Below are 19,145 nucleotides of genomic sequence, written 5' to 3'. Positions count from 1 at the left end.
TCATCGCCCCTTAATTGCGCTCATCATGTCCCACATCGGGGTAAAGATACCCAGGGCCAGCACCAGCACCATACCGGCAACAATACCAATCAGTACCGGCTCTATCTTGGCCGTCAGGCTATTGAGGTCATAGTCGACTTCACGTTCGTAGAAATCGGCTACCTCAGCTAATAGTTCATCTACCCGACCGGTTTCTTCACCCACATTGACCATTTGCAGCACCATGGGCGTAAACAGGCCGCTTGCCTGAGTCACCCTCGACAGGTTTTCGCCCTTCTCGATACTCTGGCGCATATCAATTATTTTGGTTTCCATGAAACGGTTGCCCACCGCTTCAGCCACCAGATTAAGCGCTGTGGTTAACGGTAAACCGGCTTGCAGCATCATCGAGAAACTGCGACAGAAGCGGGCCAGCAGCGAACGCTCAATAACCTTTCCGATAATCGGTAGTTTTAGTTTCTTGCGGCTCCAAGCCAGGTTCCCATCAGGCGTTTGTAAGTAGTTACGTACTCCAAAAGCTATAGCAAATATAGCACCAACCAATATGTACCACTGATTGATAAAAAAGTCAGACATACCCAACAAAAAGCGGGTCATTACCGGTAATTCGGCGCCAAACTTATTAAACATATCGGCGAACTTCGGGATAACAAAAATGTTCATAATAATGAGCGCCGCCACCAAAGCGAACACCACAAAAATCGGGTAGCGGGTTGCCGCTTTAATCTGACGGCGGGTTTCCTGTTCTCGCTCAAGGTAGCCGGCTAACTGCAAAAATGCCTCGTCCAAACGACCGGTATTCTCGCCCACGTGCACCACGCTTACGTATAACCGGTCGAAGATCTCGCTATGCTGGTGCATTGCCGATGACAGGGTGCGCCCCCTTTCCAGCAGGCTGATGATATCGGTCAGGGCTATTTTCAGGCGTAGCGACGATGACGATTCGGCGAGGCTGCTTACGGCTCGCAGAATCGGAATACCGGCATGAGTGAGGGAGTACATCTGACGAGACAAAATCACCAGCTCATCAAGACTCACTTTAGGGGTAAGGAAATTAACCTTGACCTCGCTCTGGGTCGCCCCGCCTTCTACCGGATTAATAGAAATTGGTGTAATGCTGCGCGCCAGCAACATTTTAGCCGCCGCGTTAGCGTCAAGCGCATCCAGCATGCCGCTTTTCATTTCGCCACCAGGCTCACGGCCGGTATAACTGAACCTAGGCATCCGGTAAGCCCTCCAGACTCAGGCCGCCTGTATTGCCATTGTTGCCAGAATCACTCTTTGCAGGCTGGTCATCCTGCTCGTCGCGTTGGGGCAGCTCAGCCACCATTTCTACCAGCTTCAGTACCTCTTCTACCGTTGTCTGGCCCATTTTGGCATAGGTCAGCGCAACGTGAGACAACGGCTTATAGCCCGGACTGCGTAAAGCATGTTCACCAAAGGCAACCGTGTCACCGGCTTTCAGAGCATTCATCATCGGCTCGGTCAGTTCGAGTAGTTCAAACACGCCCATCCGGCCGCGATAACCGGTATGGTTACACTTCTGACACCCCTTACCCCGTTTAAAGGTAACGTTATCCAGGTTGTTATCAATATGCCCGAGCCAGAACAGTTCATCGTGTGAAGGTTGGTGCGCTACCTCGCAATTATCGCAAATCCGCCGCACCAGGCGCTGGGCAATGATGCCTCGCAGTGAACTGGCAACCAGGTAGCCTGCCGCCCCCATATCGAGCAAACGAATGGCACTGGATACGGCATCGTTGGTATGCAGCGTAGATAATACCAGGTGACCAGTTAACGCACCGCGCAAACCAATTTCCACGGTTTCCTGATCCCGCATCTCACCCACCATGATGATATCCGGGTCCTGACGCAACGTGGTGCGCAGGACACTTGAGAAGTTAAGTCCGATACGGCTGTTTACCTGCACCTGGTTAATGCGCGGCAAACGGTATTCAACCGGGTCTTCAACGGTAATGATTTTACGCTGCGGCTGGTTTAATTCACTCAGGGCACCATATAGTGTGGTGGTTTTACCGGAACCCGTCGGGCCGGTTACCAGGATCATGCCGTGAGGCCGTTTCAGTAATACCCGTAAACGGTCGAGTAATGGCCTGGGCATGCCGGTTTCATCCAGGGTTAATACCCCGGCTGACTGATCCAGCAAACGCATAACCACCGCTTCACCGGTTTGTACCGGCATGGTTGATAAACGCACATCCACCCGGTGACCTTTCACGCGGACCTGAGTACGGCCATCCTGCGGCAAACGCTTTTCTGAAATATCCAGACCCGCCATCAGTTTTAGGCGTAATACCAGCGCTGCGGCAATGTTATTTTCAGGGATAACAGTTTCCTGTAATACCCCATCAACCCGCTGCCGGATGCGTAATTGTTGTTCGTCTGGCTCAATATGGATATCCGATGCCTTGGCCTGAACCGCATCCTCAAAGATCGACTGCAGCAGGCGGGCAACGGCAGTATCCTGCTCGTCCTCTAGCCCGGCGGTAAGCTCAAATTCCTGCTCACCGCGGTACTCATTGGCCAGCTGTTGGGCAAAAGAGGCAATTTCATCGGTACGCCGGTAGAAACTGTCGTAAGCGCCAAACAACTGCTGTTCACTTACTACAGCCACTTCAATAGGTTTGGGCAGGATCTCGCTAAGGTTATCCACGGCGGTCAGGTCGGCCGGGTCGCTCATTCCCACCAGTAATTTATCGCCACGATCTTCCAGCACCAGTGCCCGGTAACGACGGGCCTGTACTTCCGGCAGCAGTTTGACTGCAGCCGGACTGACATTAAAGTGATCAATGTCGATCAGCGGCACATTTAAGTGCGTGGAGAGCAGTTCCAGCAACTGCTTTTCGGTAACCAGCTCCATGGCTATCAGCGTGGCGCCGAGCTTACGGCCGGTCTGGCGTTGTTCAGCCAGCGCCGACATCAGTTGTGGCTCGTCTATCAGCCCTTGCTGTACCAGCAGATCACCTAGCCTGACTTTTACACCACTCATGATGAAACTCCTGTCAGATTAGCTAGGCGCTGGCGAATAAATTGTTCAATACCGTCTTCAAGTTGTCGTAGTGACAACGCTTCCCGGTAGCTGCTTAGCGCAAGGGCTGTGTAACCCTGCTTGTCGGCAACCACCGCCTGACCGAGCCACCATTTAGCGGTCTGACTATCAAGCACTACCAGTTGTGCGTAGTCTTGCAGCGCGTCATCGAGCAGGCCGAGTTTTTGCGCCAGCGATGCCCGGTAACCCAGCAGTTCAATGGATGGCTGGGCGTAGTCATTAATGTCCTGCAGCGTGTAATACGCCAGCTTGGTCTCGTTTTGCTGCACCAACAAGCGCGCATACATCAGTCTGACACTGCTGTCGGCGGGCATGTCCGCCACGGTTTGTTGCAGTAACTGCTGGGCGTCGGTAATGCGGCCAGCACTAAAATACAGGGCGGCCAGCCGTTTACGGGCCGCCACGTTATCCGGTTGCTGGCGGATCAGCGTACGTAACAACTGCACAGCCATTGGCGTATCATTCTGGCTCAGCGCCTGACGGATTTGCGCTTTAAGGGCTTCTTCGGGATTCGCGGCACTGGGCTTAATCACCGGCTCAGCGGGCGCTTTATCAGGCGCTGGCGCTGCTGTCGGGGAAGGTTCTGATGCTGATGCGTCGTCGGCCGAATACGCAGCCACTCTCTCGAGCGCACTGAGCTGAGACTCTCCGGCAGTGGATTCAGAGCGTGCAGGTAGCGCATTGATATCAACCGGACCATCCATTACGCCCATGGTATTTTGCGGCTTTGTGGCTGGTGAAACGGTAATCTGTCTGGGTTCTTCAGGCTCAGCCGTTTGTGGCTCCGGCTCTTCAGGCACTACTGCCCGGGCGGCCACGGCATCAGGTACAATCTGGTTAATCGGCCCTACTGAGGGGCTTTGTGGCTGACTATCCTCGTTGGCAACCGGCCATAAGTAAACGGCGCCAATGGCTATTACGCCAAGCAGCAGAATTAAAGCAATGCGCAGCACTGAAGACGACTTTTTAGCCGGCGGCTGATAGTTAGCCGGCGCAGGCTGACTGGCTTCCCGGTTCTCTAAGTCTTTCAGCATTTTATTGACTACACTCACAGTGTCGCCCTCATGTTCCATATCCCTGCAATCATCGCAATCACTACTACTGTGGTCGCTAACAGCAACCATTTACTCTGCGGACTAAAACACCACTTACTACTCACCGTTTGCGCCGCTTCTGTATCGGCAGACGCCGCAGCGATGTGCTCAGGCTCTACGGCGGACTTGCCTTCGCCATAAGCCAGCATCAACGCTTTATGGGCCAGCACATTCACCACCCGAGGCGTGCCAGCACTGGCACGGTAAAGTAGCTCGCAGCACTGACGATTAAATAAATCGGTGCCATGATATCCAGCCACATTGACCCGGTGCCTGACATACTGATACACCTGGTCGGGATCCATTAGCGCCAGGCTGTAACTAAAGGTAATTCGCTGCCGTAACTGGCGTAACTCCGGCAAGGCCAGCTTTTCGTCCAGCTCCGGCTGCCCGAATAACACTACCTGAAGTAACTTGCGCGACTCAGTCTCCAGATTGGTCATCAACCGCAACGCTTCAATACTCTCTGTGGGCAACGCCTGAGCCTCATCAATAATTAGCACCGCACTTTTCTGCTGCTGATGAATGGCAATCAAACGCTGCTGAATCTTTTGCGTGAACTCCTGCTGATCACAGTCACTGCCCAGTTCCACGCCTAACTCATTGGCCACCGCACGCCGTAGCTCGGTGGGTGACAGCATCGGATTCGGCACGTAGGCAGCCACAAAATAATCCGGTAATTCATTCAGCAACTTACGGCAAATCAGCGTTTTACCGGTACCCACTTCGCCGGTAACCTTGATAAATCCTTCGCCGGTTTTCAGCGCCGTCAGCAATACCTGCATGGCCTCATTGTGGCTGGGCAAACCGAAAAAATAGCTGGTATTCGGGGTCAGCGTAAAAGGCAGTTCACGGATACCAAAGTGATACAGGTACATGATTACTCTACATACAACCAGTCAGCCATTTTTTCACGGCTTAATTCAATTTGTTCTGCCCAGGTACCACTACCAATCACGGTGGGTTTAAGCAGAATAATCAGCTCTTTCTTGGTCTCACGCTGGCTTTTGTTGGTAAATAACTCGCCCAGTAGCGGTATATCACCAAGCAAAGGCGTTTTTGACTCTGAATCGGTCAGACTGGTTTGCATCAGACCGCCAATCACAACAATTTCGCCCGAAGCCGCTTTAATGATGGTATCAGACTCACGTATGGTGCTTTGCGCCAGCGGCAGGACAATTTGTTCCTGATTCAGGCTGACCACTTTTTCCTGTTCCTGGGTTTCAATAACGGAAGGATGAACGTGCAGCAACACCGAGCCGTTTTCATCAATTTGCGGCGTTACATCTAACGCGATGCCGGAAAAGAACGGCGTAAGTTCAATATTAGGAACAACCGATGTGGTGGTGGAGGTGATGGTGTTCTGACTCGACACATCCGTTACGAAATATTCATCGTCACCCACTTTAATCACCGCTTTTTGGTTATTAATCGCGGTGACTCTGGGACTGGACAACACCTGCACATTTCCCTGCGTAGACAGCAGTGAAATAACCCCGGAGAAATCCTGGTTAAGGAACGATAAGCTGGTAACGCCACCCAGCGAGGCTGAAATTTCATTACCAATGGTGGCCGCGGTATTACTGAAGGTAAAGTCGGTGCTGCCAACGTTTGCCACTACCTCAGACCAATTAATGCCCTGCTGGTAGCCGTCATCGAGAGCCACTTCAAGAATTCTGGCTTCCAGAATCACCTGGCGCTGCAGGCTGGCCTCGGAGGTTTTCAGGAAACGTTTAATATCACGGATCTCATCTGGCATAGCTCGAATGGTAACCAGGCCCGCTTGTGGGGTAACAAATACCGCACGGCCGCCATCGGTGCCAACCATCGATTCCAGTGACGCTTTCAGATCGGTCCAGAAATCGGTCTCTGTACGGGTTGAAATAGAGGTGCCATTAATATTGTTTCCAAACTGGTTACCCAGATTGTTACTGTTGGCCGAATTACCGCTGAAATTGTTAAAATTGCTATTAGAATTTCCGTTACCGTTGTTATCGGCCTGGGAAACGCCGCCAGAGATAATGCTGGTTTGTGTCGAGCCGTCCCGCTTCATCAGCAGGTAATTTACGGCCAGTGTTTCAGTGCGCATGCCGGCGGGCAGCACTCTGAACACATTACTCTTGCGACTGATATCAAAGCCGTAAAGGTCGCCCAACAGCTCCATCACCTGCTCCATGGAGACCTGTTTTAAGCTCAGGGAGATTTCACCGCTGACGTCCGGATGAATGGCCACGCTGTAGGGGGTATCTGCCACCAGGCCGGTAAAAAAGGCTCTTACGCCTACGCCGTCGGCTTCGATGTCGTATTTTTCCGGGCCGAACAACGAGGGGCGCTCACCAGTGGTTGCCACATCGCCAAGTAGATTGGTTACACTGTCCGGTACGTCCTGCAATGAATCCGGTGACGCTTTGGCCTTTTTCTGCTCGGCTTGTTCATGTGCAATTTGTTCAGCCAGTTGCTGTTTTAATGATTGTTCTACCACGGATTCTTCGGGTGTCGACTGACAGCCCGCCAGTGCCATAGCCAGAGCGATGTATATCAAACGTTTAGTCATGCTACTCATTTTAATAATTCTCTGCTGCATTGGTTTTCACGTTGCCCCGTTGGCTGACCCATAACGTCATTGTTTTCCAAACCCCGTTTTCATCACGCGCCATCACTACGCTACGTGGATTGATTTCTTTGATTACTGCGCCCTTTATTGTCTGCCCTTGTTTAACCGTTTTACCGTTTATCACCGCGGTCCGGCTCGCGCCTAGCTGTAGCACGGCTTCCAGTTGCAATTCAACTACTGCAGATGCTACCTCCGCACTGGCCTGAGGGGCAGTGCGTGCCGGGCGTGTTGGATCCTCAAGCACCTGCGCTCCCGTAGGGCCTGTAAGCATGGATATCAGCAACAAAGGGTACACTTTATTCAACACCTATAAACGCCTTTTCAGTACTCAGAGTGTAAACCTGTAGGGTTACCTCAGCAGTGGGATATTCCTTTACATGATAGGCCATGGAGCGCCAGTACAGTTTGTCTGACAATTGCTCCAGACGGGCCAGAAAATCGCGTACCGCAAAATAACGGCCTTCGAAGGTCAGCGTAACGCCGTGCTGATAAAGCGGGACCTCTGCCATAGCCGGATTATCGGCAAAAATATTTTCCGGGCTGACTGAGGCCATTTCGATGAGTTTTAGCCCATCGGCCTGGGAAAACACCTGCTCGATGAGCGCGGGCATTTGCCGGGGCAGGATTAAATCAGCCAGCTGTGCAGCAAAGTTTTCCTCCAGGCGCACCATCCGCTTATCTACCTGGGCGATCTGCAGCTTCAGGCTGGCATCAGGATCTTCGGCCAGCGCCTGCTCATAAACCAGTTGCAGCTCTTTAAGTGTGGTGACTTCGTTGCGGGCAATCTCAATACTACTGCTCGTTTTACCGTTTTCCTTAATGCCAGGCTCAATCAGCAAAAAAACCAGCACGGCAAGGACTACCACCATTCCCGAGGCAAAGATTAACACCTTTTCGCGCTGACTCAGCGCGGCAAATTTTTCTTCGTACTGGTCAAAAGTCACCGCAGACCACCTTGTTGCGTTGTTTCCGGCACCCGGGCCATGTTTAATTCAAAGCGCAGTTGCTCGTCGTCCCGGTACAGTCGGGTGGAATCAAAGGTGCGGCCCGAGAAAGCAGTAGTCTGTCCCAAACGTTGCAACCACTTGGGCATCGCCTGCGGGGTACTCAATTGCCCTTGCAGTACCATCATGTTTTCGCTGACTTCAATGGTATCGAGCCAGATATCCTGACCATCTTTCTGAGCCAGGCTATCGAGCATCCCGGCAAAGCCCTGCTGCTTAATTTGTTCGCGCTGGCTGAGTTCGCGCACCAGCAGTTCTCGATTTGCCAGTTCCTGCTGACGTTGTTCCAGCGTGCGGGAAAGCCCGGCATCCGGCTTGCGTTGCTCAAGCGTGGTTTTAAGATTGTTGACTGTAGCTGATAACTGCTGTTGCTGGTCCTGTACCACTGCCAGCTCGGTACGTTTAGAAGCGCCGTACCAGGCGACACCGGCCCAAATCAGTAGCAATACAGTAAGGGTTGCTCCCCATGCAAGTAGCACACTGGTGAGCGAGAGCAAGTCGAGGCGTGGTGCAAACTCGGCAGAATAAAAGTTAATTCTGTTCTTCATGCCGCAGCCTCGTTTCTGGCCTGTGGCTCCCCAGATCCGCAAATCGCTGCGCCGAGGCTTGAGTAATTCACCCGCGTTACCGACATGCCCGGCTCGGCTGCGGTCACTGCGGGAATGAGCTCACTGACAGTGGCGCTCACTACCTGCTCAATCTGGTTGGCCAGGGCATCCCGGTGAGGCGTATCGAGGCGCATCATAATCTGTCTTACCGGAGCTTGGCGTAACTGGCTTTCATAAAAATCCATAGAGCGCTGAATCTGCACACTTAACGACTCACCGATGCCCATTCTGAGCTCGTCTTCAGTAAAGCTACCCAGGTTCTCAAAGCCTTTGAGTCGGCGGCTAAAATACAGTTGGCCGTCTTTGATGATATTCAGACAAATTTCCTCTCCGGCTTCCTGCACCACGGTAAGGATGGGGTCGGATTGCACCGGGACTAATTCGCAGGTAGCAAGTTCTTCAACGGTAATTAGTTGGAGCACCAGACCTGCGTTAAATACTGCTTCGCTGACATTCCCGACATCGTCTTTGGGTAAGGCAAACACGTTAATTCTGGCATTGCCGGCCAGCGGCACCGGTAAATCGGTGTAATCGATGGCCATTTCTTTATCGCTGCCGGTGAGTTCTTTTACCGACCAGGACAATGCCGCGGTGATTTCATCGGCTTCCACTGTGGGACGGTCAATTTGCAGAATCTGATACCAATGAATTGAAAACGCCACATAAGCGGGGGTGCCGGCCAGGCCGTGTTTATCGACCCATTTGGCAAGGTGAGCGCCCCAGTGAGAAAAGCTGACAGTCTCTTCAAACGCCAGGGTAACTTCGCCGTTTTGTTTTTTAAGCGCACAAAACGTTACCGAATCCAGCGACACTGCAATGCCGATTGCATGATAGCCAGATTTTTTTTGGAATTTTTGTTTGAGGAAAGAACGCCAACCAATGCGCATATATTTTTATAACTTCGTATAATTATTAGTTAAATTACAACAGAGTTTAGCTCAAAGTACCAGTGCCGGATACCACACTTTTGTCGAACAATGTACCAAATGCCCGTCACCCTTTATAATTAAAGCTTAACTCTCTGACATCAGGGTACATTTTTGACCAGCCAAGCCTCCCCAAAGGCCCCCGCTAAAAGCGTTTTCGAAATGGCAGGCGGAGCGACCTACGCCCCGGCTGATGTGCCTTTTGAGCAGGCAAGGCAGGCTTCCCGGCAATGGTGTCACGACTATAACCAGCTAACCGATGCCCGCCAGCGCCAGGCCGTGCTGATATCACATCTAAAGTGCCCGGGGTCGGTACAGATTGAATCAACCTTTCAAATCGAATATGCCCTTAACTGCTCCATTGGCAAAGGCTGCTTTATCAATCATAACGCGACCTTTCTTGATGTCTGCCCGATCAAACTGGGTAATCAGGTACTTGTCGGCCCCAATTGTATTATCTCCAGCGCAGTGGGGAGAACACAGATTTGGCCAGAGCATTATCCGCCAGAGGAGGCCGGCCTGCCGGTTTCAATTGGTCACCGGGTATGGATTGGTGCTAACGCCACTATCTGTGCCGGCGTAACGATTGGCGATAACGCGGTGATTGGCGCGGGCAGCCTGGTGACCAGCGACATCCCTGCCAATGCCGTCGCCTACGGCGTTCCTGCCACTGTACAGCGTAATATTACACAAAGTACTCAATAATCAGCCCGGGGTGGCCGATAACACTCACAGTGTTGTGCCAAAAAGAGTGATAACGTCTGATGAAAGGAATAATGAGCCTGTTGCCTTTACGTACCCGTCATTTGATGATGCGGGCTGCCCTGTTGACGCTAGCCCTGCTGTTGAGTGCATGCGGCGGTGGGCTGAGTAAGGATGACTCGGACGAAGCCTTTGCCGTCAATGCCGGTCGCGATCGCGCGGCAGCAGAACAAAGCGAAGTGAGTTTATCGGCACAGGTGTCTTTCCCATCCGGGGCCGTAGTTTACAACTGGTCGTCAACACCGGCGCTTACCATCACCCATGATGACACCAGTGTAGCCTCGGCCAGGCTGACCACCCCGGTTGTTACCGCCGACACGCAGTATGTGGTCACTGTAAGTGCCACCGACAGTGCAGGTCAGTCGGCTTCAGATAGCTTCACACTTACCGTAACCCCGGACAACCTGCCTCCCACAGCTATTATCACTCTTAGCGACTGGCCCGATTTACCGCCCGGCACCTACCCGGCTGGCGTGTCCCTGACCTTTGACGGGCGCAACAGCACTGACAGCGACGGCACCAGCAGCGAAGCAATCAGTGCCTGGGCATGGCAACAAACCGCTGGTGACGATGTGCTAACCGGCATTGAAACCGACCAGTCGACACTGGTGATCGACACGCCCGTTACCGATGCCAGGCAAACCCTGACATTCAGCCTGACGGTAACAGACGATGAAGGGGCCGAGGATACAACCACCCATTCGATTACCGTATTATCCGACGCAGATACGCCGCCCGAGGTAGATGCTGGTATCGACCAGGCATTGTTTGGCGGTGAACGAATTGTACTGGCCGGCACTGCCACCAGCACAGTACCGGCAGCCGCGCCGATTGCCACCTTGTGGACTTACAGCGGTGATGCAGCGCCGCAAATCATCAACCCCAATACTGCCGACACCTATGCTATTGCGCCGCTGGTAGACAGTGCCACCACCCTGGATTTTTACCTCACCGGGGAAGATATGTTCGGTAACGAAGTAACCGACCATCTTCGGGTGTTGGTACGCCCATTTCCGGTGCGGGTACTCAATGATACCGGCATGACGCAACAGGCAACCAATACAACGTTATCGGCCACTCAGCAAAACGCATTTCCTGGTCAGGATGGTCAGCGCGGCGCCGATGCGCTGGCCGACAGTAATGCACTGGAAAAAGCGGGGCGCGGCGAAAACGGCTTCGATTTTACCAAGCTCAATGCCAATGGCGATGAAGAGGATGTGGATGCACCGCAGTTCAGCTGTGTACGGGATAATGTTACCGGGCTGGTGTGGGAAGTAAAAACTACCGATGGCGGCCTGCGCGACCTTGATCACCGCTACAGCTGGTATGCCGAAGAAAACAACGGCGGCGCGTCCGGCAACCTGAATAGCACAAATACCAGTTGCACGCTGGCGAGCTGCAATACCAGTGCTTACATCGACGCGGTAAACAGCGCCGGATTATGCGGTTTCTATGACTGGCGTCTGCCCAATCATCAGGAGTTAATGTCGCTGGTGCATTTTGGCCGTACCGCCCTGCCCCGCATTGACACGCAGTACTTTCCCAACACCGGAGCCGATAGCGCCGCTACTCTCTGGTACTGGACTGCTCAGCCCAGCGCCGATGGCGTAAGCAATGATGCGGCACAGAACGCCTGGGCCATCGACTTCATCAGAGGGGTGGATAACTTTCTTAATAAGTCAGATGCCGTCAGCATCCGACTGGTCAGAGCGGGACGATAATCATGAAACGCCTAATCACTTTACTGTTTAGCCTGGGAGTAATGGCCCAGCTCTCAGCTCAGGAATGCCTTACCAATGCGGTTGAATCCACTCCGGATGAAGAATTCAGCCCATTCGTTACGGGCACCGTTTTACATATTCGCACCGGCCTGATCTGGCAGCGCTGTGCGGTAGGGCAAACCTGGACCGGCGAGACCTGCAGCGGCGAAGCAGAACAGCTGACCTGGCAGCAGGCGCTGGTATATGCCCGGGATTATGACGCTGAATTACTGGAAGGCTGGCGTGTTCCCAATGTCAAAGAACTGGCCTCTCTGACCGAGAAAAACTGCGTAAGACCGTCGGTGAATACCGCGTTTTTCCCGGCGACACCGCAAGACAGCTTCTGGTCGTCCACGCCAAGCCTGAACGACCCGGAAAGGGTCTGGACCGTGGCCTTCTTTAATGCCAGTTATTCCATTAAAGAAAAGCAACGGGCAGTCTACCTACGGCTGGTGCGCACCAATCTTCTCGAGTAACCTCCAACGCTATTGCGCCAGCACATAATCGCCGGGAGCGGCCGGTAACGTCTTAATGGCTTCCACCGGTCTGGCGCTGACCTTACGGCTTGACTGTGAGGTTAGCCATTGCTGCCAGACCGGCCACCAGGAACCTTCCTGTAATGGCACTTCATCAAGCCATGCCTGGGGTGGCAGATAAGCCCCGTCTTCCTTGCGGGTAGCCATCTGATAAACCCGATGGGCATGACCAGGTTCACTGATAATCCCGGCATTATGCCCACCATTGGTCAGTAAGAATGTAATATCTTTATCAATCAAAAAGTTAATTTTATACACCGATTGCCATGGCGCGACATGATCCTTGGCGGTACCGACTACAAACAACGGTACCTGAATATCGGCCAGCGCAATGGGCCTGTCATCCACCATAAACTGACCGCTCGCCAGCGAATTATGTAAATAAAACTGGCGCAAATATTCGGCATGCATGCGCGCTGGCATGCGAGTAGCGTCTTTATTCCAGGTCAACAGGTCGTTAGGGTGCTGGCGTTCACCTAGCAGATATTCTTTTACCCATCGCGACCACAGTAAATAATTCGCCCTCAGCAGAGTAAAAGTGCCAGCCATGCTTTCTTTGGGCAGGAAACCGTTTTTAGCCATCACCGCCTCCAACATCGACAACTGGCTTTCGTCAATGAATAACCTGAGGTCGCCGGCATCACTGAAATCGGTCTGTGCAGCCAATAACGTTAGCGCACAAAATGGATTACGCTTTTCCCGGGCCAGCCAGGCCGCAGCCATCGTCAGCAGGGTGCCCCCCAGACAGTAGCCAACCCCATTGATTTGTTCCCCGGGTACCCGTTGCTGAACGGCTTCTATTGCCTCACCAAGGCCTTTCTTCAGGTAATCGATCAGGCCAACGTTATGATCCTCTTGTTGAGGATTTTTCCAGGAAATCATAAATACCGTATGGCCCTGCTGCACTAAATACCTTATCAACGAGTTGTGCTCAGACAGATCCAGAATGTAGTATTTCATAATCCACGCCGGCACTACCAGCACGGGCTCAGCGCACACCTCTTCGGTGTCCGGGCTGTACTGAATAAGCTCCAGCAGGTTGTTTTTGAATACTACCTGGCCAGGTGTGACGGCAATATTTTCGCCTACACGGTAGGTTTCCTGGCGTTGAAGCTCAGGTTCCCTGAAGTACTGTTGCTGGAAGTCCTCGATAAAATTATCAACGCCTTTCACCAGGTTCGCCCCGGCAGACTCCAGGGTTTTATGAATAACCTGCGGGTTAGTAGTCATGTAGTTAGCCGGTGACAAAGCTTCCAGCCACTGCCGCACGGAAAAGTTCACCATATCAGTATGGTGTTTTTCAACGCCCTGCACATCGCGGGTGGCCAGTTGCCACCACTGGCGCATGGCCAGGTAATTTTGCCGATACACGGCATAGGGCCAGGTTTGCCATTCGGGACCGGATAGCCGGTTGTCGTCTGCGGCTTTTTCGAGGTTTTTATTGAGCGTACTGGCATTAGTCAGACTTAAGTCCAGTAGTGCCTGCTGTTTACCCAGTGACAGCAGCAAATGAATAAACCAATCGGTAAAAGCCAGCGAATAAGCCACCGGATCGATGCCTCCGGTGAACTGCGCGAGGAGTTGATTAATGGCATAATCAGGATTAAGCGGTTCACTAACATCGTAGGGTACCGCATGCTGATCGGTGTAAGTATATTCAATAACGTTACTTTCGTGGTTTATCACAACAAGTCTCCCAGACTGTTTTGTTCAGCATAACAGCTTCAGCGCTTAAAAAGCTTGATCTTGATAGGTATCAATACACATTTATTCATCAACCTGTAGTGTAACCATGTAATATTACAAAGCGAGTTACAGCATTCACAATTTGGCGCCTCTGGCCGGAGAATCAATATGGAAATGATCCGCAATAAACCCTACAACAACATTACGGTGGGCGATAAAGCCTCGCTTAGCCGCACACTGACCCGTAAAGATATTCAGTTGTTTGCCATTATGTCGGGCGATGTAAACCCGGCCCACGTAGACGAGGAGTACGCTAACAGCTCTCAGTTTCATCACATTATCGCCCATGGGATGTGGGGAGGAGCATTAATTTCAACCGTGCTGGGTACCCAACTTCCAGGCCCGGGCACCATTTATCTTAAGCAGGATTTCACCTTCCGCCGCCCGGTTTGCCTGGGCGATAACCTCACCGTCACGGTAACCGTGTTAGAAAAACGTGAGCATTATCAAATCCTGCTCGGCTGTGCCTGTACTAATCAGGACGGTGAAGTTGTTATTGACGGTCAGGCACTGGTAAAAGCGCCTACCGAACAAATCGATAGGCCCAGAGCAGTGTTGCCGGCGGTTGAACTCAAAGAACAAAGCAGTGAGCGCTATCAGCAGTTTATGGACATGGCAAAAGATATGTCTCCGCTCAAAACCTGTGTTATTCATCCGGTGGATCTCAATTCACTGGCCGGCGCTGTAGAAGCCGCTGCAGATAACCTTATTACCCCTATTCTGGTGGGCCCCACAGCCCGCATCGAACAAGTCGCGCGGGAAAATAAACTCGACATATCCTCATTTGAACTGGTTGATACACCGCATAGCCATGCCGCGGCTGAAACGGCGGTAAAACTGGTAAGCAGTGGTAAGGCCGAAGCACTGATGAAAGGCCATTTACACACCGATGAAATGATGCATGAAGTACTCAATAAGGATTACGGATTAAGAACCGGGCGGGTGATGAGTCATATATTTGCGCTTGATGCCCCCAGTTACCACAAGACGCTTTTTCTCACCGATGCCGCGATAAATATCCGCCCTAACCTGGCCGCTAAAAAGGATATTATTCAAAACGCCATCGAACTGGTGTATACCCTGACAAACCGCACTCCCAAGGTCGCGATATTATCTGCGGTGGAAACGGTGGAAGAAAAAATACCTTCAACACTTGATGCCACTGCACTTTGTAAAATGGCCGAGCGTGGTCAGATAGTGGGAGGACTCCTCGACGGACCGCTGGCAATGGATAATGCCATTTCGGCTGAGGCGGCGAAAGCCAAGGGAATATTATCGCAGGTGGCCGGCGACGCTGACATTCTGGTCGCACCGGATTTAGAATCGGGCAATATGTTGTTTAAACAAATGCGTTACCTGTCCGGCATCGAAGGAGCAGGCATTGTACTGGGGGCCAGAGCACCGATTATTCTGACCAGTCGTGCCGGCGGGCCGCTAACCCGCAAAGTGTCTTGTGCCATGGCATTGGTTTATCAGCGTAAACGCGGGGATCTGCCGTTATGAGCAAGCAAACCGATAGCCCCCATTACCTGGTATTAAACAGCGGCTCTTCCACCTTAAAATACGCCGTATTTGACGCCATCAGCCTGGCGGTAGTAGAACGGGGCCTATTCGAACTTAATGAAGATAACTATGCCGAAACGCTGGAAGAAGTATTGCACCATGGCGGCTATGTCAGGGCTGTGGGGCACCGGGTGGTGCATGGCGGTACCGCCTATACGCAACCACTACTCATTGATGATAGCTCACTCGCATCACTCAATAAACAGTGCGATCTGGCCCCCTTACACCAGCCGCATAATCTGCATGCCGTGAGAGTACTGCGCGAGCTGCACCCGGAATTACCTCAGGTGGCCTGCTTCGACACCGCTTTTCACGCTACGCAACCTAGAGTGTCAACCGATTATGCTTTGCCTGACTCCTTGCGCCATCAAGGGCTTCGCCGTTATGGTTTCCACGGTTTATCTTACGATTACATCAGTCATCAGCTTGCCGCTTCAGATCCTTCAGCGGGCGGTAGATGTATTGTGTTGCACTTGGGCAGCGGCGCCAGTGGTTGCGCTATGTATAAAGGTAAAAGCGTTAGCTCAACCATGGGCTTTACCGCCCTTGATGGTCTGATGATGGCAACTCGCTGCGGCACTTTGGATCCGGGGCTGGTATTACACTGCATAACCCACTTGGGGATGTCGGCCTCAGAAGTGACCAGTGCATTGTATAAATCGTCGGGGCTGCTGGGGGTTTCCGGTTATTCTGGTGACATGCGAATTCTGGAGCAACATGATGATGAGCCTGCTGTGACTCATGCACTTACCCTGTATTGCCGCTACATCGTACGAGCCATTGGTAGCCTGACCGCCGAGTTACAAGGCCTGGATACGTTGATTTTTACCGCAGGAGTGGGAGAAAACGCTCCGGATATCCGCCGCAGGGTGTGCGAGCAGCTCTGCTGGCTTGGCGTTGAGTTAGATAATACCGCCAACCAGGACAACCGCCCCATAATCAGCACGTCATCATCAACTGTCACTGTGCGAGTGATCCCCACCAATGAAGAATGGATGATTGCCCACTACATGCAGCAGGCGCTTAATTCGTAAAGCGCTTGTCGCTGTGAACTGCGCCTTTCAAATCTGGTCTATCAACCCGCGCTGACAGGACGTTTTATCTGGCTATTAACCGGCTAAACAACCGGCTCACTAATAGCGCTTACTCTCTCAATAAGCCCGCCAATCAAGCCCTAAAGATTAAGTAAAACTAAACATAGACTTTAATCTAAATTAAAACTCTGGTTGTAATCAAGAATTATTCGCATTACTATTCGCTCAAATTTTGCAGTCGATCATTCCTCAACCAACCCAGATTGGTGGGGCTGTTGACCGATATTTCAGCTCAGCATACCTGGAGATTTTAGTTTGAAATTTGCACTATCAGTAGTTGCCGCAGCGCTTACCTTTAATACCTCAGTATCAGCCAGCACGGCAGATGACCCCGAACGCATTACTATTGAAGGCCAGTATTTATCGATCAATGAGTCCAATTCAGTAAAAACGCCCACACCGATTATTGATGTGCCACAGAGCCTGTCGATTTTGACGGCCGAGGACATTACCGAGCGCGGGATCACCAGTATTGGTGAAATCATCGACTACACGCCAGGCGTTAATACCTCTCAGGGCGAGGGACACCGCGATTCAGTGGTGTTCCGCGGCGTTCGCTCGACAGCAGATTTTTACATTGATGGTAACCGCGATGACGTGCAGTACTATCGCTCGCTGTACAATGTGGAACAGGTGGAAATCCTGCGCGGGCCCAACGCCCTGCTCTTCGGCCGCGGTGGCACCGGCGGAATCCTGAACCGGGTCTCAAAGAAAGCGAAATTAGATGAAACCTTTACCGGTTACAAAGCCACACTCAACACCTTTGGCGGCTATGGCATAGAAATCGACACCAACACCGATATGAGCAGCACCTCAGCGCTGCGTATTAATGCGATGTACGAATCGCTGGACAACCACCGTGACTTCTTCGACGGCGAGCGCATTGGATTTAATCCCACCGCCAGGTTTGAATTAAGCGACGACAGCGTGCTGGATGTGTCTTACGAATACATCAACCACGAGCGATTTATCGACCGTGGTATTCCCACCGGCGCCGATGGTCGTCCGGTAGAGTCACTGAAAAATGTGGTGTTTGGCGACCCGGAGAATAACTACCACGAACTCGAGGCCCACGTATTCCGCGTTAACCTGTCGCACCAGTTTAACGATTATACTAAAGCCAACGTTAACGTGTTTTACGGCGACTACGACAAGGTTTACTCAAACTTTTACGCCAGTGGCTATGACGCCGACACCAACATTATTGAGCTGGACGGTTATATTGATGAAACAGCCCGCGACAATCTGATTGTATCGGGTAACCTGATCAGCGAATTCAGCACCGGCGGCATTGGCCATATGGTGATCGCAGGTACAGAGATTATTCGCACGAATTCAGATCAGTTCCGCCTGAATCCGGTATTTGACAGCACCGGCAATGACCGCGAAACGTTTTTCACCCAGCGCCCGTTGGCCTTTAGCGGTTTCAGCGGCATCAACGCTGCAGGTGATCAGGTAACCACCGCTTTTACGGCACTCAATGATGATACGCGGGTCACCCTGGATGTTGCCTCGTTCTTTGTGCAGGATTAGATTGAGCTATCTGAACACCTGGACCTGGTCCTTGGTGCCCGTTTTGACCGTTTCGATATTGAGGTTTTTAACGCTAAGGCAGTGGAAACCCGCAGCCGCACCGACGAACAGGTTTCTCCTCGTGCCGGGCTTATTTATAAGCCGCAAGAAAACATCTCGCTTTATGCCAGTTACAGCGAGTCTTTCCTGCCGCGCAGTGGCGAGCAATATACCGATATTAACGGCAGTGACAACCAACTGGATCCTGATACCTACAGCAATCAGGAAATTGGTATTAAGTGGGATTTTGCCCAGGGTCTGAGCTTCACCGCCGCCGTGTTTGAAAACGAGCAAAGCTCTCCTCAGGTGGCCGATGATAACCCGGAAACCCTGGATGTGATTAATTCAGATATCTCTGGCTACGAGCTGCAACTCACCGGCTATGTGAATGATGACTGGCGTATTACCGCTAATTACAGCCACCTTGAAGGCGAAATTGTGGACCGTAGTGGCCCCACCGGCCGCACTCCTCGCGAGTTGCCGAAAAACACCTTCTCGGTATGGAGCACTTATCAGGTGAATGACGTATTTGGTGTTGGCCTGGGCGCCACCTTTCAGGATGAGAGCTTTATTAACAACGGAAATTCGGCGGTATTACCCAGCTATACCCGTTGGGATGCCTCGGCGTATTACGATATCAGCGAAGACCTGCGTGTGCAGCTGAACATCGAAAACCTGACCGACGAACTGTACTTCCCGAATGCCCAAGCCACCAATCAGGCAACGGTAGCGGCGCCACTTAACGCGATGCTGACAGTTGTAGGCAGATTTTAAGAAGTCTTTGCGCCTGTAAGCC

At 52.1% G+C, this 19,145-nt stretch carries 17 protein-coding genes; 7 read left to right on the top strand and 10 right to left on the bottom strand.

The window, feature by feature from the left end; all coding sequences use genetic code 11:
* From AC566Q_RS03135 to AC566Q_RS03095, 9 genes are read right to left on the bottom strand one after another with little or no spacing between them, the layout of a single operon-like run.
* Entirely contained in the window at nucleotides 1–1,224 is a 1,224-nt protein-coding gene (locus AC566Q_RS03135) for a type II secretion system F family protein (protein ID WP_499613571.1), read from the bottom strand.
* On the bottom strand, nucleotides 1,217–3,010 hold the full coding sequence (locus AC566Q_RS03130) for a GspE/PulE family protein (protein ID WP_499613568.1): 1,794 nt from the start codon (nucleotides 3,008–3,010) through the stop codon (nucleotides 1,217–1,219). The genes AC566Q_RS03135 and AC566Q_RS03130 overlap by 8 nt, the downstream gene beginning before the upstream one ends.
* Nucleotides 3,007–4,122 carry a tetratricopeptide repeat protein gene (locus tag AC566Q_RS03125; protein ID WP_499613566.1) on the bottom strand — a complete coding sequence of 372 codons (1,116 nt, stop codon included), beginning with the start codon at nucleotides 4,120–4,122 and terminating at the stop codon, nucleotides 3,007–3,009. Before AC566Q_RS03125 ends, AC566Q_RS03130 begins: the two co-directional genes overlap by 4 nt.
* Nucleotides 4,119–5,042: an ExeA family protein gene (locus tag AC566Q_RS03120; RefSeq protein ID WP_499613563.1), complete on the bottom strand. Its 924-nt coding sequence runs from the start codon at nucleotides 5,040–5,042 to the stop codon at nucleotides 4,119–4,121. Before AC566Q_RS03120 ends, AC566Q_RS03125 begins: the two co-directional genes overlap by 4 nt.
* Before the next feature lie 2 nt (nucleotides 5,043–5,044).
* Entirely contained in the window at nucleotides 5,045–6,727 is a 1,683-nt protein-coding gene (gene mshL, locus AC566Q_RS03115) for a pilus (MSHA type) biogenesis protein MshL (RefSeq protein WP_499613560.1), read from the bottom strand.
* Between the two features lies 1 nt (nucleotide 6,728).
* Nucleotides 6,729–7,085, bottom strand: coding sequence for a general secretion pathway protein GspB (locus AC566Q_RS03110; protein ID WP_499613558.1), 357 nt, complete (start codon nucleotides 7,083–7,085; stop codon nucleotides 6,729–6,731).
* Entirely contained in the window at nucleotides 7,075–7,722 is a 648-nt protein-coding gene (locus AC566Q_RS03105) for a hypothetical protein (RefSeq protein WP_499613555.1), read from the bottom strand. Before AC566Q_RS03105 ends, AC566Q_RS03110 begins: the two co-directional genes overlap by 11 nt.
* A complete protein-coding gene (locus tag AC566Q_RS03100) occupies nucleotides 7,719–8,330 on the bottom strand; it encodes a hypothetical protein (RefSeq protein ID WP_499613553.1) in 612 nt (203 codons plus the stop codon). The genes AC566Q_RS03105 and AC566Q_RS03100 overlap by 4 nt, the downstream gene beginning before the upstream one ends.
* The gene (locus tag AC566Q_RS03095) at nucleotides 8,327–9,277 is read right to left on the bottom strand and encodes a type IV pilus biogenesis protein PilM (RefSeq protein WP_499613550.1); all 951 of its coding nucleotides are present in this window, start codon (nucleotides 9,275–9,277) and stop codon (nucleotides 8,327–8,329) included. The genes AC566Q_RS03100 and AC566Q_RS03095 overlap by 4 nt, the downstream gene beginning before the upstream one ends.
* A 153-nt stretch (nucleotides 9,278–9,430) precedes the next feature.
* Here AC566Q_RS03095 and AC566Q_RS03090 point away from each other — a divergent pair, with 153 nt between their 5' ends.
* Genes AC566Q_RS03090 through AC566Q_RS03080 form a run of 3 tightly spaced genes read left to right on the top strand, consistent with a single transcriptional unit; the run spans nucleotide 9,431 to nucleotide 12,314 of the window.
* The gene (locus AC566Q_RS03090) at nucleotides 9,431–10,021 is read left to right on the top strand and encodes a sugar O-acetyltransferase (protein WP_105933716.1); all 591 of its coding nucleotides are present in this window, start codon (nucleotides 9,431–9,433) and stop codon (nucleotides 10,019–10,021) included.
* A gap of 59 nt (nucleotides 10,022–10,080) precedes the next feature.
* A complete protein-coding gene (locus AC566Q_RS03085) occupies nucleotides 10,081–11,799 on the top strand; it encodes an Lcl C-terminal domain-containing protein (RefSeq protein ID WP_499613547.1) in 1,719 nt (572 codons plus the stop codon).
* 2 nt (nucleotides 11,800–11,801) lie between these two features.
* Complete coding sequence (locus AC566Q_RS03080) at nucleotides 11,802–12,314, top strand: Lcl C-terminal domain-containing protein (protein ID WP_105933718.1); 513 nt, start codon at nucleotides 11,802–11,804, stop codon at nucleotides 12,312–12,314.
* Between the two features lie 9 nt (nucleotides 12,315–12,323).
* Here the strand turns inward: AC566Q_RS03080 and AC566Q_RS03075 are convergent, their stop codons facing one another.
* Nucleotides 12,324–14,060 carry a PHA/PHB synthase family protein gene (locus tag AC566Q_RS03075; protein WP_499613543.1) on the bottom strand — a complete coding sequence of 579 codons (1,737 nt, stop codon included), beginning with the start codon at nucleotides 14,058–14,060 and terminating at the stop codon, nucleotides 12,324–12,326.
* A gap of 168 nt (nucleotides 14,061–14,228) precedes the next feature.
* Between AC566Q_RS03075 and AC566Q_RS03070 the strand changes: the two genes are divergently transcribed.
* The 4 genes from AC566Q_RS03070 to AC566Q_RS03055 all read left to right on the top strand — a co-directional run bounded on the left by AC566Q_RS03070 (nucleotide 14,229) and on the right by AC566Q_RS03055 (nucleotide 19,123).
* On the top strand, nucleotides 14,229–15,623 hold the full coding sequence (locus AC566Q_RS03070; protein ID WP_105933720.1) for a bifunctional enoyl-CoA hydratase/phosphate acetyltransferase: 1,395 nt from the start codon (nucleotides 14,229–14,231) through the stop codon (nucleotides 15,621–15,623).
* Nucleotides 15,620–16,717 carry an acetate/propionate family kinase gene (locus tag AC566Q_RS03065; protein WP_105933721.1) on the top strand — a complete coding sequence of 366 codons (1,098 nt, stop codon included), beginning with the start codon at nucleotides 15,620–15,622 and terminating at the stop codon, nucleotides 16,715–16,717. The genes AC566Q_RS03070 and AC566Q_RS03065 overlap by 4 nt, the downstream gene beginning before the upstream one ends.
* A 315-nt stretch (nucleotides 16,718–17,032) precedes the next feature.
* A complete protein-coding gene (locus AC566Q_RS03060) occupies nucleotides 17,033–18,310 on the top strand; it encodes a TonB-dependent receptor (protein WP_499613533.1) in 1,278 nt (425 codons plus the stop codon).
* A complete protein-coding gene (locus tag AC566Q_RS03055; RefSeq protein ID WP_499617346.1) occupies nucleotides 18,311–19,123 on the top strand; it encodes a TonB-dependent receptor in 813 nt (270 codons plus the stop codon).
* Nucleotides 19,124–19,145 lie beyond the last annotated feature (22 nt).

It is taken from the genome of Alteromonas sp. H02, assembly GCF_059682525.1.
This window is presented reverse-complemented; position numbering and strand designations above follow the sequence as displayed.

Coding starts and splice junctions, on each gene's coding strand:
- AC566Q_RS03135 (WP_499613571.1), bottom strand. CDS start 1,224: ATGCCTAGGTTCAGTTATACCGGCCGTGAGCCTGGTGGCGAAATGAAA.
- AC566Q_RS03130 (WP_499613568.1), bottom strand. CDS start 3,010: ATGAGTGGTGTAAAAGTCAGGCTAGGTGATCTGCTGGTACAGCAAGGG.
- AC566Q_RS03120 (WP_499613563.1), bottom strand. CDS start 5,042: ATGTACCTGTATCACTTTGGTATCCGTGAACTGCCTTTTACGCTGACC.
- mshL (WP_499613560.1), bottom strand. CDS start 6,727: ATGAGTAGCATGACTAAACGTTTGATATACATCGCTCTGGCTATGGCA.
- AC566Q_RS03100 (WP_499613553.1), bottom strand. CDS start 8,330: ATGAAGAACAGAATTAACTTTTATTCTGCCGAGTTTGCACCACGCCTC.
- AC566Q_RS03095 (WP_499613550.1), bottom strand. CDS start 9,277: ATGCGCATTGGTTGGCGTTCTTTCCTCAAACAAAAATTCCAAAAAAAA.
- AC566Q_RS03085 (WP_499613547.1), top strand. CDS start 10,081: ATGAAAGGAATAATGAGCCTGTTGCCTTTACGTACCCGTCATTTGATG.
- AC566Q_RS03080 (WP_105933718.1), top strand. CDS start 11,802: ATGAAACGCCTAATCACTTTACTGTTTAGCCTGGGAGTAATGGCCCAG.
- AC566Q_RS03070 (WP_105933720.1), top strand. CDS start 14,229: ATGGAAATGATCCGCAATAAACCCTACAACAACATTACGGTGGGCGAT.
- AC566Q_RS03065 (WP_105933721.1), top strand. CDS start 15,620: ATGAGCAAGCAAACCGATAGCCCCCATTACCTGGTATTAAACAGCGGC.